16 protein-coding genes are annotated in these 16,969 nt (G+C 63.1%); 6 read left to right on the top strand and 10 right to left on the bottom strand.

Features of this window, described 5'->3' with window-relative positions:
• Window positions 1-576: 576 nt before the first annotated feature.
• Together msrQ and msrP are read right to left on the bottom strand one after the other, a co-directional pair.
• On the bottom strand, window positions 577-1,188 hold the full coding sequence (gene msrQ, locus FIV09_RS00470; protein ID WP_152448141.1) for a protein-methionine-sulfoxide reductase heme-binding subunit MsrQ: 612 nt from the start codon (window positions 1,186-1,188) through the stop codon (window positions 577-579).
• On the bottom strand, window positions 1,188-2,093 hold the full coding sequence (gene msrP / locus FIV09_RS00465) for a protein-methionine-sulfoxide reductase catalytic subunit MsrP (protein WP_152448140.1): 906 nt from the start codon (window positions 2,091-2,093) through the stop codon (window positions 1,188-1,190). Before msrP ends, msrQ begins: the two co-directional genes overlap by 1 nt.
• Before the next feature lie 201 nt (window positions 2,094-2,294).
• Between msrP and FIV09_RS00460 the strand changes: the two genes are divergently transcribed.
• The 3 genes from FIV09_RS00460 to FIV09_RS00450 all read left to right on the top strand — a co-directional run bounded on the left by FIV09_RS00460 (window position 2,295) and on the right by FIV09_RS00450 (window position 3,978).
• Window positions 2,295-2,732 (top strand): DUF302 domain-containing protein, encoded by a 438-nt coding sequence (locus tag FIV09_RS00460; RefSeq protein ID WP_152448139.1) that lies wholly within the window; start codon window positions 2,295-2,297, stop codon window positions 2,730-2,732.
• A 194-nt stretch (window positions 2,733-2,926) separates the two neighbouring features.
• Window positions 2,927-3,421, top strand: a complete 495-nt coding sequence (locus tag FIV09_RS00455; RefSeq protein ID WP_152448138.1) for a fasciclin domain-containing protein — start codon at window positions 2,927-2,929, stop codon at window positions 3,419-3,421.
• A 65-nt stretch (window positions 3,422-3,486) separates the two neighbouring features.
• On the top strand, window positions 3,487-3,978 hold the full coding sequence (locus tag FIV09_RS00450; protein ID WP_152448137.1) for a fasciclin domain-containing protein: 492 nt from the start codon (window positions 3,487-3,489) through the stop codon (window positions 3,976-3,978).
• Between the two features lie 433 nt (window positions 3,979-4,411).
• Here the strand turns inward: FIV09_RS00450 and clpB are convergent, their stop codons facing one another.
• Complete coding sequence (gene clpB / locus FIV09_RS00445) at window positions 4,412-7,030, bottom strand: ATP-dependent chaperone ClpB (RefSeq protein WP_152448136.1); 2,619 nt, start codon at window positions 7,028-7,030, stop codon at window positions 4,412-4,414.
• A gap of 182 nt (window positions 7,031-7,212) precedes the next feature.
• On the bottom strand, window positions 7,213-9,078 hold the full coding sequence (locus tag FIV09_RS00440) for a hypothetical protein (protein ID WP_152448135.1): 1,866 nt from the start codon (window positions 9,076-9,078) through the stop codon (window positions 7,213-7,215).
• 138 nt (window positions 9,079-9,216) lie between these two features.
• On the opposite strand from FIV09_RS00440, the gene pyrF reads away from it, so the two are divergent.
• On the top strand, window positions 9,217-9,906 hold the full coding sequence (pyrF, locus tag FIV09_RS00435) for an orotidine-5'-phosphate decarboxylase (RefSeq protein WP_152448134.1): 690 nt from the start codon (window positions 9,217-9,219) through the stop codon (window positions 9,904-9,906).
• Window positions 9,907-9,987: 81 nt separating this feature from the next.
• Window positions 9,988-10,308 carry a hypothetical protein gene (locus FIV09_RS00430; RefSeq protein WP_152448133.1) on the top strand — a complete coding sequence of 107 codons (321 nt, stop codon included), beginning with the start codon at window positions 9,988-9,990 and terminating at the stop codon, window positions 10,306-10,308.
• Window positions 10,309-10,440: 132 nt separating this feature from the next.
• Here FIV09_RS00430 and FIV09_RS00425 read toward each other — a convergent pair whose 3' ends face one another.
• Window positions 10,441-10,890: an NUDIX domain-containing protein gene (locus FIV09_RS00425; RefSeq protein WP_152448132.1), complete on the bottom strand. Its 450-nt coding sequence runs from the start codon at window positions 10,888-10,890 to the stop codon at window positions 10,441-10,443.
• A gap of 29 nt (window positions 10,891-10,919) precedes the next feature.
• On the opposite strand from FIV09_RS00425, the gene FIV09_RS00420 reads away from it, so the two are divergent.
• Window positions 10,920-12,173 carry a DNA polymerase IV gene (locus FIV09_RS00420; protein WP_152448131.1) on the top strand — a complete coding sequence of 418 codons (1,254 nt, stop codon included), beginning with the start codon at window positions 10,920-10,922 and terminating at the stop codon, window positions 12,171-12,173.
• On the opposite strand, the gene FIV09_RS00415 is transcribed toward FIV09_RS00420, so the two are convergent.
• The 5 genes from FIV09_RS00415 to FIV09_RS00395 are packed head-to-tail and all read right to left on the bottom strand — an operon-like array spanning window position 12,170 to window position 16,745.
• Window positions 12,170-12,901 (bottom strand): SDR family oxidoreductase, encoded by a 732-nt coding sequence (locus FIV09_RS00415; protein WP_152448130.1) that lies wholly within the window; start codon window positions 12,899-12,901, stop codon window positions 12,170-12,172. The two genes, FIV09_RS00420 and FIV09_RS00415, sit on opposite strands and share 4 nt — an antisense overlap.
• Window positions 12,898-13,458, bottom strand: a complete 561-nt coding sequence (locus FIV09_RS00410; RefSeq protein WP_152448129.1) for a DUF3833 family protein — start codon at window positions 13,456-13,458, stop codon at window positions 12,898-12,900. The genes FIV09_RS00415 and FIV09_RS00410 overlap by 4 nt, the downstream gene beginning before the upstream one ends.
• 4 nt (window positions 13,459-13,462) lie before the next feature.
• A complete protein-coding gene (locus FIV09_RS00405; RefSeq protein ID WP_172975591.1) occupies window positions 13,463-14,692 on the bottom strand; it encodes an MFS transporter in 1,230 nt (409 codons plus the stop codon).
• Complete coding sequence (locus FIV09_RS00400; RefSeq protein WP_152448128.1) at window positions 14,689-15,453, bottom strand: DUF1365 domain-containing protein; 765 nt, start codon at window positions 15,451-15,453, stop codon at window positions 14,689-14,691. Before FIV09_RS00400 ends, FIV09_RS00405 begins: the two co-directional genes overlap by 4 nt.
• The gene (locus tag FIV09_RS00395; RefSeq protein ID WP_152448127.1) at window positions 15,450-16,745 is read right to left on the bottom strand and encodes an NAD(P)/FAD-dependent oxidoreductase; all 1,296 of its coding nucleotides are present in this window, start codon (window positions 16,743-16,745) and stop codon (window positions 15,450-15,452) included. The genes FIV09_RS00400 and FIV09_RS00395 overlap by 4 nt, the downstream gene beginning before the upstream one ends.
• Window positions 16,746-16,969 lie beyond the last annotated feature (224 nt).

Raw genomic sequence — 16,969 nt, 5'->3', positions numbered from 1 at the left:
TCTGCACATCCATCGATCCGGCTAAGGATCGATGAGTCATCTGTTTGATGTACATCAGTTTCCAATGGAAACCGAAGTCCGTTCAAACAGTGAAGCTGACACTCTATCATCGAACCGAAGTCCTAAGAGCGCGATATACAGACGTTGATCCATCGAAACGAACCAAACCGCCCACATATCTCTTCAGATACCAGCAATGTCAAAGAGCCAGAGACAAAAACCAGACCGTTGCGCCCTAACTTAAACGGCGCGCCCGCCCAGATCTGCCTCTAATGTTATCCGCCTCGTAACCCAACCCCTCAGCGTCTCCGCCTCAGCGCCGCCCCGTCTGGCGTCCCAACCGCGCCTCAGCGCCGCCGGTGAAGGGGCTTCTACGGCTACCCACTCAAACCCGCAAGTGGAAAATCGAAGAAAATCGCATTTTTTCCGAATTTCCCGATTTTTCTATGTTTTCAGCGCGTTGTGGCAAATTTCTTTCGCGGACCTCGCGTCAATACGCAATCTTCTTCCCCTAGCTTGCCCGCAAATCCGGCAGCTATCCGGGCACCGTCGCCTCAGTAGGGCCGAAGACCGCAATCAGGCGCGATTCAGCCTCGGAATCGCCCGCCAATCGAGTCGCAAAATCAGCAAAAGGGCGATCACACCGAGGTAGATCAGCGGCTCCAGCTGGAATCCCTTCCGCAACATGACGAAATGCAGGCCACCCAGAAGGGCCGCCGCGTAGGTCAGCTTGTGCAATTGCCGCCAACGAGTCCCGAGCTTTCGAACAGACCAGTTGTTCGACGTCAGCGCGAGCGGCACGAGTAACAGGAACCCGGCCATCCCGACGGTGATATAGGGACGCTTCAGAATGTCGGCCCAGATCTGGCTCAGGATCTGCACGTCGAGGACGAGCCACACCAACAGGTGCAGCGACAGATAGTAGAAGGCCAGAAGACCGATGGCCCGGCGGAACCGGATCAGGTTGAGCCCGAGATGGCGCCGCAACGGCGTGATGCAGAGACCCAGGATCAGAAGCTGAAGCGCGATCTCGCCATATTCATGTTCCAGAACCTCGATCGGCTCCACACCGAGGCCACCCGTCAGCCCCATATAGAAGAGATACGGCGCAGGCAGCGCAGCAAGTAGGTAGACCAACCAGACAGGCAGCCGGCGCGCCCAGCCATTCAGACGGTCCACCAGCGTCATCAGAAGTTCTCCGTCAGGTCCATGCCGTCATAAAGCGATGCGACCTCGTCTTCGTACCCGTTGAACATGAGGGTCGGCTTGCGCTGGGAGAACAGCCCGCCGCCAATCTCGCGTTCGGTCGCCTGGCTCCAGCGCGGGTGATCCACGTTCGGGTTCACATTGGAGTAGAAACCGTATTCGCCGGGATTGGCCTTGTTCCAGCTGGTGGGCGGCTCCTCGTCGGTCAGGGTGATGCGCACGATCGACTTGATCGACTTGAACCCGTACTTCCACGGAACAACGAGACGAAGCGGCGCGCCGTTCTGGTTCGGGATCGGCCGGTCGTAAATGCCCGTGGCCATGATCGTCAGCGGATGGCGCGCCTCGTCGAGACGCAGGCCCTCGACATAAGGCCAGTCGAGCACCGGGCGCGCGACGCCCGGCATCTCGGAAGGACGCAGGAGCGTCTCGAAGGCGACATAGCGCGCGCCTTCCTGCACACCGGCCATGTCCAGAAGATCGGCCAGCTCGAACCCGTTCCACGGCACGACCATCGACCAGGCCTCGACGCAGCGGAAGCGGTAGATCCGCTCCTCGATGGTCATCTCGGACATGATATCTGAGAAGGCGTAGTCGCCGGGATTGTCCACGAGCCCGTCAATGGTGACGGACCACGGCTCCGTCGTCAGCTGGTCGGCATAGCGCGCAGGGTCATCCTTGCCGGTCCCGAACTCATAGTAATTGTTGTAGCTCGTGATCTCTTCCCACGAATTGGGCTCCAGCGCGTCCTGTGCGCGCGCGCCCCTGGGCAGACCGCCCAGCATTGTCCCCGCGGCCAGCCCCGCGATGATCTGACGGCGATTTAGAAACAGCCGCTCCGGCGTTGCATCCGCACGGGTCAGGTCGTTCGTCCAGCGATAGGCCATGGCTCTCGGGTCTCCTGCTATTCAGTCGCTTCTTAGGTAGGCGACCGATGGAGCGTGACCAAAACAACCCGCGTCAAATGTCCGTGGCCGATTGTAACGAAAGACGCAAAACCGCCCGTGTCATCAGAACAATTGCCGTAGCTGCCCCCCGGGTGCATAAAGATGGCGCGGCAGGAAGACTGCGACACAAGGAGCGAGCGTATGCGACTGATGGCCATTGCGATATCGGTGATGGGTGGGATGGCGCATGCCGGTGACGTCATCAGCTACGAGACGTCCCAAAGCTTCGATGACGTGGTCTTCGGGCTGGAGAACGCGATCCTCGGACAGGGCCTTGTTGTCGACAGCGTGCACTCGGTCGGTGACATGCTGGAACGGACGCGGGCCGATGTCGGATCGGACATCACGATCTACCGGAACGCGCAGGTCTTCTCGTTCTGCTCGGCCATCGTGTCGCGCAAGGTGATGGAGGCGGATCCCATCAACCTCGCCTATTGTCCCTACGACATCTTCGTGATGGTCACCGAGGAGAATCCCGAAGTCACGACCATCGGGTTTCAGAGCTTTCCGGAAGGCCGGATGAAGGAGGTCGAGGACCTTCTGAGCCATATCGCCCGCACCGCGATCGGCATGGATTGATCACGGCAAGCTGACGCTGCGTCACGTATCATTTATTGGACCGCCGGAAACCCGGCGGCTTAGGCGTGCCCGACGCCTCGTCAATGCGCGCTCACCCGCCCATGACGCGCGCGTGAGGTGAACCAAGCCCAGCAGATCTCCGTAGCAACGGCAGACGCGCAGAACGCGCGTCGGACAACGCTCAGGAGAGATCGATGCTTCGCAGAACATACCTTGCCATGACCCTTGCGGCGGCCGCGACGGCCACCACCGCCTTCGGTGCCGCACATGCCGAGAAAAAGTCCATCCTCGAAACCGCTGCGGAAGCGGGCAGCTTCACCACGCTGGCCGCCGCCATCGACGCGGTCGGCCTGACGGAGACGCTGGAAGGTGACGGCCCGTTCACCGTCTTCGCACCCACAGACGATGCCTTTGCCGCACTGCCCGAGGGCACGGTCGAGACCCTGCTCATGGAAGAGAACCTCGATCAGCTGACCGCGATCCTGACCTACCACGTGGTGCCGGGCGCGGTGATGTCGGGCGATCTTTCCGACGGGATGGAAGCCGAGACCGTCCAGGGCGGCAATGTCACGATCTCGATCGCGGACGGCACCGTCATGGTCGACGACGCCACCGTCACCACCGCCGACATCGAGGCGTCGAATGGAGTCATTCACGTGATCGATCAGGTGATCATGCCCGACATGTAAGGGCGCTGGCGGGGCGCGGGCTCTCTGCGCCCCGGCTTTCTGAACACGATAGAAGGAGGACCATCATGAACCGCCGTACTCTCATTGGATTGGCCGCTGCCGCCGGTCTCACCACGCTCGCCGCGTGTTCGCCCATGGCAACGACCAGCCAGCCCGACATTGTGGGCGTCCTGTCGACGAACGATCAGTTCTCGACCCTCGTCGCCGCCGTCGGAGCTGCGGAGCTCGTCGAGACATTGCAGGGCGACGGGCCGTTCACCGTCTTCGCGCCCACCAATGCCGCGTTCGAAAAACTGCCCGCGGGCACGGTCGAGACGCTTCTGATGCCGGACAATCGCGACACGCTCGTCTCCATCCTGACCTACCACGTGGTCCCGGGTGCGGTGACCTCCGATCAGTTGGTCGGGCAGCAGCTGTCGGTTGCGACGGTTGAGGGCAGCAATGTCGATATTGACGGCACCCATGGCGTGCGCGTGGACAATGCCACTGTCACCCAGGCCGATATCACCGCGTCCAATGGCGTGATCCACCGGATCGACTCGGTTCTGATGCCGTAACCTCCGAAACCAACTGCTGCGGGGCGGTCCTCGCCTTGCAGCCCCTGGCCTAAGAGCGGTCAGCTCATGACGCCCGCGATCCCGAAGAGTAGGACAAGGACCAATCCCACGGAGATCAGGATAACCGACAGCCTGTTCATGAACGGGGTGCCTGTGCCGCAGATGCTGCAGGCCGCCGTGTTGAACCGCAATCGGTGCTCACAATTGGGACAACGGAAATACCGGCGTGACATAGGTTCAAACCTTGGATCTGGAAAAGAAGTCAGTGCAATTACATCGCATTGACCGTAATGCGCCGACGCAATCACCCCCCAGCATTATCGGAATCAAATCGCCAGGATTTTCCCGGCTCGCATAATTTTGTCGCATGAAATGCAAACGCCCCGCCGGACAGGGTCCAGCGGGGCGGTCATTTGCCTAGATAAGCGCGGGATCAGTGCACGACGGCATCATCCGGGCGCGGTCGGTTCGACGCGGCGATCTTGTCGCCGATGATCAGGCCATCCGCACCGGCGCTGACGGGAATGGTCGTGCCGTCCCCGATATCGCCCGCGAGCAGCATCTCCGCGAGGGGATCCTGCAAGGCGCGCTGGATCACGCGCTTGAGCGGACGCGCACCGAAGACCGGATCGTATCCCTCATCGGCAAGCCAGGACTTCGCAGCCTCGTCGAGCTCGAGCCCGATCTTCCGGCTCGCAAGCCGTTTGATCAATCTGCCAAGCTGGATGTCCACGATCCCCGACATGTCCTCGCGCTTGAGGCGGTCGAAGATGATCGTCTCGTCCAGACGATTGAGGAATTCGGGGCGGAAATGGGCCCGCACCGCATCCATCACGTCCTGCTTGGCCTTGCCGCTATCCGACCCTTCGGGCAACTGGCTCAGCGCCTGCGAGCCGAGGTTCGACGTCAGCACGATCAGCGTCTGCTTGAAGTCCACGGTGCGGCCCTGACCATCGGTCAACACGCCGTCATCGAGCACCTGCAACAGAACGTTGAACACGTCCGGATGCGCCTTCTCGACCTCGTCGAACAGCACGACCTGATAAGGACGCCGCCGCACGGCTTCGGTCAGAACACCGCCTTCGTCGTAGCCCACATAGCCCGGAGGCGCGCCGATCAGACGGGCGACCGCGTGCTTTTCCATGAACTCCGACATGTCGATGCGCACCATCGCGTTGTCGTCGTCGAACAGGAACTCCGCGACGGCCTTGGTCAGCTCGGTCTTGCCGACACCTGTGGGCCCGAGGAACAGGAACGATCCCAGCGGACGGTTCTCGTCATTGAGCCCCGCACGCGCCCGACGAACCGCATTGGCCACGGCGCGCACCGCCTGATCCTGACCGATGACACGCTTGTGCAGGCCATCTTCCATGCGCAGAAGCTTTTCGCGCTCACCTTCCAGCATCTTGGAGGTGGGGATACCGGTCCAGCGTTCGACCACCTGGGCGATCTGCTCCGGCCGCACGGCTTCTTCGACCATGACATCCCCGTCCTCGGCACCTTCGGCTTCCGCCAGCTCCTTCTCGAGGCCGGGGATCACGCCGTAGGACAGCTCACCGGCCTTTGCCAGGTCACCATGCCGCTTGGCGATATCGAGATCCGCCCGCGCCCGGTCCAGCTGTTCCTTCAGCTCGCGCGACTTCGAGAGCTTGTCCCGCTCGGACTGCCACTTGGCAGTCATCTGCGCGGATTCCTCCTGAAGATCGGCGAGGTCCTTTTCAAGCTTGGCCAGCCGGTCCTTGGAGGCGGCATCGTCTTCCTTCTTCAGCGCCTCCTGCTCGATCTGCAATTGCAGGATCTGCCGGTCGAGCTGGTCGAGCTCTTCGGGTTTGCTGTCCACCGCCATGCGCAGACGCGACGCGGCCTCGTCCATGAGGTCGATGGCCTTGTCCGGCAGGAAGCGGTCGGTGATGTAGCGGTTCGACAATTGCGCCGCCGCGACGAGCGCGCTGTCGGAGATGCGCACGCCGTGGTGCAGCTCGTACTTTTCCTTGATGCCGCGCAGGATTGACACGGTGTCCTCTTCCGTCGGCTCCTGCACCATCAGTGGCTGGAAGCGGCGAGCCAGGGCTGCGTCTTTCTCCACGTGCTTGCGGTATTCGTCGAGCGTGGTCGCACCGATGCAGTGCAGCTCCCCGCGCGCAAGCGCAGGCTTCAGAAGGTTCGACGCGTCCATCGCGCCATCGGCCTTCCCGGCGCCGACAAGCGTGTGCATCTCGTCGATGAAGAGAATGATTTCGCCCGCAGCGGCCTCGACCTCCTTCAGGATGGCCTTCAACCGTTCTTCGAACTCACCGCGATATTTCGCACCGGCAATGAGCGCACCCATATCGAGCGCCATGAGCCGCTTGTTGCGCAGGCTTTCGGGCACATCGCCGTCGACGATCCGCAGGGCGAGACCTTCGGCGATCGCCGTTTTACCGACGCCCGGTTCACCGATCAGAACGGGGTTGTTCTTCGTGCGGCGCGACAGGACCTGCATGGCGCGGCGGATTTCCTCGTCGCGGCCGATGATCGGGTCAATCTTGCCCTCTTCGGCCCGTGCCGTGAGGTCGAGCGCGTATTTCTTCAGCGCGTCATAGCCTTCCTCGGCATTGGCGCTGTCGGCGGTCCGGCCCTTGCGGATGTCGTTGATCGCGGCGTTGAGGTTCTGCGCGGTCACCGCACCGGCGCCCAGCGCGTCCTTCGCCGGGCTTTTCACCATGGCGAGTGCCGTCAGAATGCGTTCGACCGGCACAAAGCTGTCGCCCGCCTTGGTCGCGACCTTCTCGGCCTCGTCCAGAACCCGGCCCGTGGCAGAATCGAGGAAAACCTGCCCCGCATCGCCCGACACTTTCGGCAGCTTTCCAATCGACAGCTCCAGCGCCTGGCGCACGCGATCCGGTGCACCGCCCGCGCGAGTGATCAGGTTGGTGGCCAGCCCCTCTTCATCGTCGAGCAGGGCTTTCAGCAGGTGTTCGGGCGTGATGCGCTGATGGCTTTCGCGCATCGCGATGGTCTGCGCGGCTTGAATGAACCCTCGTGCGCGTTCCGTGAACTTCTCCAAGTTCATTGGATCTCTCCTTTTTACAAGCGCTCCGTCCGTTGCGATGCCCGACAGGCGGCACATCATGTTGCGGAGCCTCTGGGATAAAATGGGGGTCCGTTTTCATGATGCAAGAATGCAACACCAAAAAAAGGGCACCCCCGGAGGGATGCCCTTTCATGAGGTCTTGATGACGTCCGACGGTCGCGTCAGTCGTCGGACGAACCGATGGCCTCGCTCGCCTCGCGCAGCCGCTCGAAGGCTTGCGCGGCAGCATCTGCAGCCTCCTGGGCTGCTGCGGCCGCTTCATCCGCGGCAGACTGGATTTCGGAGGCCGAAGCACGGGCGTCATCCGCCGCTTGCTGTGCGGCACGCGCGGCTTGCGCGGCTTGCGTCGCGATTTCGGTCAGCTCGTCGATCTGCTCATTGCTGAGCTCGGCTGCCATCGCGTCGCTTTCACCGCTGTCCGACGCGTCGCCATTGCCGGAGCTGGCAGTCTCGGTCTCGGAGGTGCTTTCCGCGTTTTCCGCGTCATCCGATCCCGAAGCGTCACCTTCGGAGGAAGCATCAGCGCTTTCGCTCTCGGACGCGTCACCGCTTTCCTCGGAAGCGCCCGCATCGGCGGTATCGCCTGCGTCCGATTGCTCGGAGCTTTCCGCGCTGTCACCCGATGCGCTGGCGGCGTCGGAGGCCTGAGCGCTTTCCGAGGTGTCGCCTTCGCCGTCCGCATTGGCCGTATCGGTTTCGCCAGACGCGGCGGTTTCGCCGTCTTCCGATCCGCTGTCCGAGGCGTCGCTGTCGCTCGATGCAGTCTCGGAGGTTTCGGCCTCGGCAGTGTCGCTGCTATCCGAAGATGCCTCGGCGGCCGCTTCGTCACCGCTTGCGCTGTCACCCGATGCGGTAGCGTCCGCGCTGTCCTCGGCTTCCGCGCCGCTGCCTTCCGCGTCAGCGCTTTCGCTTTCGGCCGCGTCACCGTTGCTTTCGCCGCTTTCGGGCGAGGCTGCATCGGTGTTGCCGTCTTCCGCTTCGGTTGCCTCAGCGCTGTCGCTGCTGTCCGAGGACCCTTCTGCTGCACCCTCTTCGGCTTCGGCGGCATCCGTGTTGCCTGCATCGGCGGATGCGCTTTCATCAGCCGTGTCGCTCGCGGCATCTGCCTCGGCGGACTCGCCGTCGCTTGCGCCGCTGTCAGCTTCACCATCGCCTTCGGCAGCTTCACCTTCCGAGGAGGCTGCACGGGCCGTTTCGCCTTCGCCGCCCTCTGCACTCTCCGTGCCCTCAGCGGTATCGCCACCCTCGGCGGTGTCGCCTTCGGTGCTCCCGGCATCTTCCGCCGCGCCGTCCGAGGCTGCGTTTTCCTGCTCAGCGCTCGATGCGGCTTGTTCGCTGTCGGAGCTGTTGCCGGACGCTTCGGACACATCCGCTGCCTCGCCTTCGGCCGTCTCGGTTTCGGCTTCACTTTCGCCCTCGGGGGCTTCGGCACCGGTCTCGCCTTCGCTGGCCGCGCTATCGGACGACTCAGCAGCTTCGCCCTCAGCGGGAGCCTCATTGCCGCCCTCGGCGCTGCCCGTGCCTTCCGACGCGGCGGCAGCATCTGCTTCGCCATCAGCCTCGGCAGCGGCGCCCTCGGATTCGGCGGAAGCTTCGCCTTCGGCATCCGCAGAACCGGAGTCTTCGCCCGGCGTCTCGCCTTCAGAGGAGCCGCTCTCGGCGCTGTCTTCCGCGCCCTCTGCTGCGTCTGCGCTCTCGCCGTCCGCCGCTGCGTCTGCGCCGTCTTCCGAACCGCTGTCACCACCTTCGGCAGTGTTCTCATCGGACGTCTCGGACGATGCTGCCATCGCATCACCGCTTTCGCCCTCTGACGATGTCTCCGCCGCGGCCATCTGGGTTTCGCCGCCCTCGGCCTCCCCGCCACCATCGCGGGTTTGCGCAACGGTCAGCGCAACGGCCACGATCGCGATCGCCGCGCCGCCCAGTACGTACGGCGCCGCGTTCGACGGTTTCTTGGCTGCTTCGCCCTTGGTGGACCGCTCTACGGGTCCGCTATCGGTTTTACCGGCGGATTTGTCATCGGACATCGTCACTCTCCCTGCGTTGTGATTAATCGGTATTTTTGGGTTATCTTGGCAGACATATCTAAGCTGAACGAGCTTGGCTGGATTCTGTTCCCAATTCCGATTACCCGGGGCCAAACAACCGCAAAAAGGCCCCTGCCCATGTCCGATGACCGCCTGATCGTTGCCCTTGATGTCGCCGATGCGCTGACCGGTCTCAAACTGGCCCAGACGATTGGCCCTCAGGTGGGGTTCTACAAGATCGGTCTCGGAATGCTGACGGGCGGCGGGCTGGCTCTCGCGAACGAGCTGAAGCAGGAGCACGGCAAGCGCATTTTCCTCGACATGAAGCTGTTCGATATCGGCCAGACGGTCGAGAACGCGGTCCGGGGCCTCGCGCAGTTCAATATCGATTTCCTGACCGTGCATGGCGATCCGCATGTGGTGCGCGCCGCCATGGAGGGTGCGGCTGGCACGGACACGAAGATCCTGGCCGTCACGATCCTGACATCGCTGGATCGCGCCGATCTTGACGATTGCATGATGCAGCCCGGTGCCGTCGCCGACATGGTCGAGGAGCGGGCGGGCCGCGCACTTGAAGCCGGTGCGGATGGCGTCATCGCCTCCCCGCAGGAAGCGGCGCGGATCCGGGGCCTGAACGTGGCGCAGGATCGCCTGATCGTCACCCCCGGCGTGCGCCCCGCAGGTGCGGCGCTTGGAGATCAGAAGCGCGTCGCGACGCCTGCCCATGCGGTTGAAGCGGGTGCGGATCACATCGTCGTCGGACGCCCCGTCTGGCAGGCCAGCGATCCGCGCGGTGCCGCCCGCGAGATCCTGGCCGAGCTGCCCTGAGACCGCGACCTTTTCGACCTGCATGAAACTTATCCACAGGGCGCCGCGTTTGTTCAGCAAGAGATAACAAACGAGGCAAAAATGCAGTCGACACATTCCGAGCTCGGACCCGTTCGCTACAACGCCGCGGAAGAGGCCTTCGAGGCTACAGTCACCTTCACCACCGCGGAGGGCAGCATCCGCCGCCCCGCGCAATATGCAGCGCCGTTGAATGCGCCGGACGCTCTTGTGCAGCGCGGCCTGATCGCTGCGGCTGAGATTCAGGACGCGAAAAATACAGGCCTGAAATCAACGGTTTGCGCGAAATCGGATCGCGACGGTGCAGATGACGCCGAAACCGGCTTCGATCTTTTTGAAAAAACCCGCAACTTTTTTGATTTTGTGCGGAACAAGGCGGCCTGACCGGCGTTACGCCATTGTTCCCTTGGAGGTCACTTCCCTGTCCCTCGACCTCCTTACCGCCGGGACCGAGCCTTCCCCTCGGTCCCGGCTTTTTTATGTCCACCCACCGTCGAGCCGTGGAGACAGCGCGCTTTAAGCGTCCGGCAAGGTCATCATCCGGCGAACCACGGTCCGGAAATGCGGGATGGCCTCGTTCGAGTGGATGAACACCTCGGGCCGCATCAGCATCAGCCCCTGACCTTCCGGCCCCTTGTGAAGCTTCCTCTCCCATCCCGTCTCCAGCGCGATGCGAAAGAAAAACGCAGCACCCCGCACGTCCCGTCGCACCAGCGTGTCCGTGATGTGATCCGCGCTTAACGCCAGCCCCGTTTCTTCCCGCACTTCGCGCAGCGCACATTCCTGGGGCGTCTCGACACCCTCACGCGCGCCGCCGGGCAGGTCCAACATGCCGGGCCATAGCAGATCGGGACGTGCATCACGCCGCAAAACCACCAGCTTCGACCCCAACGTCAGCACCAGCTTTGCACCGTGAAACCCGTCTTCCATGTTGATCCCAAGCTTCCGGCTGCACATGTTCGACATCGTATCCCTTTTCCGCACATGATCGGACCATGCCCGCTCTCTGCCGTGATTGCCTGACCCAGTTCGACACCGAACCGCGCTGTCCCGCCTGCCGGTCCCGGCGCGTGGTGCGGCATGACGAACTGTGGGATCTGTCCATCGCGCATATGGATTGCGATGCGTTCTATGCCTCGATCGAGAAACGGGACAATCCCGAATTGGCGGACAAGCCGGTGATTATCGGAGGCGGGCGGCGCGGTGTCGTCTCCACCGCATGTTACGTCGCGCGGATCAAGGGCGTGCGCTCTGCCATGCCGATGTTCCAGGCGCTGAAGCTCTGCCCCGACGCGGTCATCATCAAGCCGCGCATGCAGCTTTATGCCGAGATCAGCCGCGCAATCCGCGAGATGATGGAGGCGTTGACCCCCGCGATCGAACCCCTGTCGCTCGATGAGGCGTTCCTTGATCTGTCGGGCACCGCCAAGCTGCACGGTCGTCCACCCGCGGTCATGCTGGCCGGGCTCGTGAAGCGGATGCGCGACGAGTTGGGCATCACGGGATCAATCGGGCTGTCGCATAACAAGTTCCTGGCCAAGGTCGCCTCCGATCTCGACAAGCCCTTCGGCTTCGCGGTGATCGGTGCAGCCGAAACACAGGACTTCCTGCGGCAAAAGCCGGTGCGGATGATCTGGGGGGTCGGAGCCGCCACGCAGGACTCGCTGGAACGGGCGGGCATCCGCACTTTCGACGATCTCTTGCGCTGGGAGGCGCGCGATCTGACCGCGCGGTTCGGGTCCATGGGCACGCGGCTCTACCATCTTGCGCAGGGAGAGGATGTGCGCCGCGTGTCCTCCCGCAATCCGGTCAAGTCGATCTCGAACGAGACGACCTTTCACGAGGACACTGCCGATCCCGACATCCTGGACGGGCATCTGTGGCGTATGGCTGAAAAGGTGGCTGACCGCGCCAAGGCCAAGGATCTTGCGGGCCGTGTCGTGGTGCTGAAACTGAAAACCGCGAAATTTGCGCTGATCACGCGGCGCCATGCCCTGCGCGATCCGACGCAGATCGCCGACCGCATCTACCGCGAGGCACGCGCGCTCTTCGATCAGCTGGAGGGAAAGGGCGCCTACAGGCTGCTCGGCGTGGGGTTGTCGGACCTTTGCTCTGCCGAAGACGCGGACCGGGCCCCCGATTTGCTGGACCCGGACGCCGCGCGCCGAAGCGAGGCGGAACGCGCAACGGACCGCATCCGGGCGCGGTTCGGCCCCGATGCGATCCTGAAGGGCCGCGCGCTGCGTTAGGAAAAGATGCGGTAATAAAGCCCGTCGGGAAGAAATTGCCCGACCTTGAACACCCATGAGAAGGGGTTCGGGAAGGCGCGCGAGAAATTGTCCGAATTCATATGCTCGAACATGATCCGGGCGGCCTCATCGGGCTCCATGATCTGGGGCATCTTGAAATCGTTCTTCTCGGTCAGGCGCGTTTTCACGAAGCCCGGGCTCAGAAGTTGCACCTGAACGCCCGTCTTGTGCAGATCGGAATGCAGGCACTCGGCCAGCGACATCACCGCCGCCTTGGACGAGGTATAGGCGAAGGATCCCGGCAGGCCGCGATATCCCGTAAGCGATCCAACCAAAACGATATGCCCGTGATCGCGTTCGACCATGCGCGGGACGACATGACCGAGAAAACGCATCGCGCCGATGTAATTCACCTGGCCCATCATCACGGCCTTCTCGGCATCCCACTCCTTGGCGCCGAAGGGCCAATAGACGCCGGCACAGAAGACCACGCCGTCAACATCACCGACCGTCTTTGCGGCCTCCGCGCAGGACGCGTCGTCGGTGATATCCAGCGTCACGACCTCGGCAACGCCGGGAAGCTCGTCAGCGAGCTCTCGCAGCGCATCGCCGTCGCGTGCCGACAGAACGAGCTTCGCGCCCACTCGGCTGAGTTGATGTGCGACGGCGGAGCCCAGCCCCGCGCTTGCGCCGACGATCCAGTATCGCTTGCCCGTCCAGTCCTTCAAGATGCCTCCTTCCGGCGCATGGTCGCGACAAGTTCGGCGACCTTGATGCCATATTTGCGAAATTGACTGCGATTGATGATCGTCCCGTTCGGGGTCAGATACATCCAGTCGACAACGTTGAGCACATGCCCGCCCGCCGCTTCATCCAGCCGGATCCGGTATTTCAGCCGCATCGAAGCGCCAGTCTGCGCGCCGACACCTTCGCCGACGACATCCTCGGCGCGCGCGATGACGCCGCCGTCGGGCTGCACGGTCAGGTACCAGGCGCGCTCCTGCGTCTCGCCGCTGTCATAGACGAAGGATTCCCGCATGACGCCCTCGTCCCCGTCCCAATCGACAACGAAATCGGCGACGAAGCGCGACACGACCCGCCCGAGCGGGCCGTAGATGACGCCCTCGCAGATCATCGGGCCGTTCAGGTGCTGTTTGAGGTCGAATGCGGGGATCTTGTCTTCGTAATGCGCCGGTGTCTGGCCGACAAAGCTGTATTGCCACCGCACGAGCCAGACGCCCGCGAGAGCAACAAGAATACCAATAATGAAGGACAGTGCCGCCATGTCCTCACTCTTCCAATCGGGTCGCCCAGAGAAGCCCCAAGGCGAGTAGTTTCAGGATACAGGGGACCAACGCATAGAGCAGGCTAAGGGTCCAAAGCGCTTGTGCAGAATTTTCTTTCCCCGTCTCGAAGCCAACGGCTCCTAGCAGGGGAAGTAGGGCGACGGCTGCGAAAGCCAGCGTGAATTTCTGCGCGAAGGACCACAGCGAGAAGCCTTCGCTGGCATTGGGGGCGATCCGCTCCATCCGTTGCGAGAAGATCGCGGGCAGTAGGGTCAGGTCTGCGCCCAGCGTCGCACCGGAGGCCACGCAGATCACCGCGAATGCGATCGTGTCGCCTTCGCCCAAGGTCAGCGCGAAGGAAAACGCCACAATCGCCGCAACCATCGCCCCCATCAGCGTGCGCTTCGCACCAATCCGTTCGGCCAGTTGGGACCAGAAGGGGGCCGAGCCCGCGGCCGCAAGGAAGAACAGCAACAAGAGCGGCCCTTCCCAGCCCGGCGCCTGCAACCGGCTTTCCACGAAGAACAGGAACAGCGTCGAGGTCACCGCGACCGGCGTCGCGTTGGCCAGCGCCACCAGAAGCAGCTTGCGGGCAACGGGATCGCGCAGGATGACGCCGAAGCCCTGGCTTTGCACGGCGATCCCGCCGGACCATTCGGTGCGCATCAGAACCACGGCCACAAGGCACAGCCCCGCAAAGACGAGCGAAAAGGCCGCGAATTCCGGCAATCCCATCGCCGCAAACGCCGTCGGAAGGACCGAGGCCACACAGACACCTAGAAGGCCGCCCGTCTCCCGCCAGCGGGCCAGCCGCAGATGCCCGCGCGGGCCCAGATCGCCTGCCTTGGCGACACCGCGCGCATAAAAGGTGATCGTCAGAAACGAGAAGGCCGAGAAGACCATGGTCAGTGTCAACGCGAACCAAAGACCCGGCGCGATGGGCGGAGCGACGGCGAAAAGCCCGATCATGCCAGAGCCCATGACCACCGCCGCCGTCGCCACGGCCAATCCGCGCACATGGCGCAGCTTTTCGGTGAGCCAGCCGAAGGACGGATCCTGCACGAGGTCCAGCAAGCGCAGCGCGAACAGGATCGTGCCGAGCGTGCCGAGGCTCACGGCGTAATTGTCGGCGTAGAATTTGGGCGCGTGGATATAGATCGGCAGTCCGGCCGCCGACAGCGTGCCCGCGAAGACCGCATAGCCCGGCAGGTTCAGGGGTTTGGCTCCGCTCAACGCGACACCTCGGAGGCGGGCGGCTCGGGCCGCGGCTTGTAGCGCGCGCCCTTCCACCAGAGTTTCAACGCCTGCCAATGAATGAGCGCCAAAACCCGCCGCGAGCCGAAAGGCCGTCGCACCAGCGCGCGCAGCGCCGACAGGTCGCTCATCGGTTTACGGCGTCCCGTCAGCGTGGCAATCACGCCGTTCTCACCGCCATCCGCGTCGAAATCGATCCAGATGCCAATCCGGTCGTCGCGAATATCGAAGCGGAAGACATAGCCCCCGCTGATCGGCTGGAAGGGCGAGACGTGGAAGATCTTCGCGGCTTTTAGCTTGTCCGATGGCCCGATGGCCCCGCCGTCTGCCCGCGCCGCAAGATACGAGTGCCGATCTCCGAACGTGTTCGTCACCTCGGCGATCACTGCAATCAAAGCGCCATCCGCGTTATGTGCCAGCCAGAAGCTGACCGGGTTGAAGACATGGCCCAGAACGCGCGGCTGGGCCAGAAGCAGAAGCTGACCGTCTGCGCGGATCTGGTACTGGTCGAGTACCGCGCGCGCCCAGGGCGCGCCCCGGCCCTCATTCGGCGGTCCACCATGATCGCGATCCTGCAAGGAGAGCAGGTTCTTGCCGTTGCGCGAGAAGAGGCGGGGCCCCTCCACGGGGGCTTCCGCATCGAGGCACACGTAGTCAATCGAGTAGCGGAAGTCGTTTTTCACCGCGCCCTTCCGCCCGTGCCAGGTATGGCCCTCAATATGATCGACGAAGTGGGTCACGCGGCACTCGGCACCGTGGATTTGCCAAGGATGCCTTCCGCGACATCGAGACCGGAGGACAGCCCGTCCTCATGGAAGCCGTTCTTCATCCAGGCGCCACAGAACCAAGTGTTGTTGTCTCCGTTCATCGCCGCCACCTGGCCTTGCGCCTCGAGTGCGGCCAGGTCGTAGACCGGATGCCGCAAGGTCGTCTCGTCCCAGATCAGCTCTTCGCGGATGGGGCGGGTGGAGTTCAGCGTCACGAAGCACAAATCGTCCATCGCGATTGGCTGCAGCGAGTTCATCCAATAGGTCAGGTCGATCGTGTTGAGGGCGCGCGGCGCATCCTCGATGTAATTCCAGGACGACCAGACCTTACGCGATTTCGGCATGATCGCGGTATCGCCATGCAGAACCACGGTATTGGGCTGGTAGCCGATGGCGCCGAGTGCCGATTGCTCGCTCGGAGTAGGATCGGCCAGAAGGCGCAGCGTGTCGTCGGAATGCGTCGCGAAGACCACCTCGTCGAATTGCTCCCATTCGGCGCCGTTGAGCTTCACCTGCGCACCAAGATCGTTGCGGCGTACCGCGTCGACCGGTGCGCCGAGACGCATTTCCACACCCTGGGCGCGCAGGGCCGCCTCGAAGCGGCGCACGTATTCGATGGAGCCGCCATCGACCGTGTACCATTGGTGCTGGCCATAGGCATTCAGGAGCGCGTGGTTCTCGAAGAACTGCACCAGCGCATGCGCGGGAAAATCCAGGATCTTGTCCGTGGGCGTCGACCAGATCGCGCCCGACAACGGCAGAAGATAGTAATCCCGGAACCACGGTCCCGTGCCCATGTCGTCGAGGAAGTCGCCGAGGCTTTGGGTGCGGTCCTGCGCGGAGGACAAGGCGCGGGCGTTGAACCGGAAGATATCGCGCACCATCCGCAGGAAGCGCGGATTGGCGATGTTGCGGCGCTGCGCGAACATCGCCCCGAGCGAGGCCAGCCCGTATTCCAGTTGTCCGCCCGAAAGGGACGCGCCGAAGCTCATGTCGGACTTCACCACCGGCACGTCGAGCCTGTCGAAGATTTGGGCGAGGTTCGGGTAGTTGGCATAGTTGAAGACGATGAACCCGGTATCCACCGGCTGATCGCCCCGTTTGCCGCCCATCTTGGTGCGGGCGTGGCCGCCAAGACGCGGCTCCGCCTCGATCAAGGTGACGTGATGCGCATCGGCCAGGGCATGTGCGGCGCCAAGGCCCGAGATTCCGGCACCGATGACGGCGACGCGTTTGGGCGCTGGCGGACGCGATTCAAAAGGCATTCGGGAACTTCTCCGGTTGTGAAACACTTTGACTACATACGCGGGAGGGCGTCATTCGGATGAAAAAGTCCCAGATCACGGAAAAGACTGATCCGCCAGAGCGCGTTGTGCGTATGGACAATATGTTACAACTCGCAAACGTCGAGCCGCTGGCGGCTGGCGCGTCCCACAACCTGAACGTCCTGACGGCACAGCGTCCGGCCCGGCCTGTCGCCGAGCCCGAT

It is taken from the genome of Roseivivax sp. THAF197b (assembly GCF_009363255.1).
Classification (GTDB): Bacteria; Pseudomonadota; Alphaproteobacteria; order Rhodobacterales; family Rhodobacteraceae; genus Roseivivax.
Note: the sequence above shows the minus strand (reverse complement) of the source record. Positions and strands in the feature narration are given on the sequence as shown.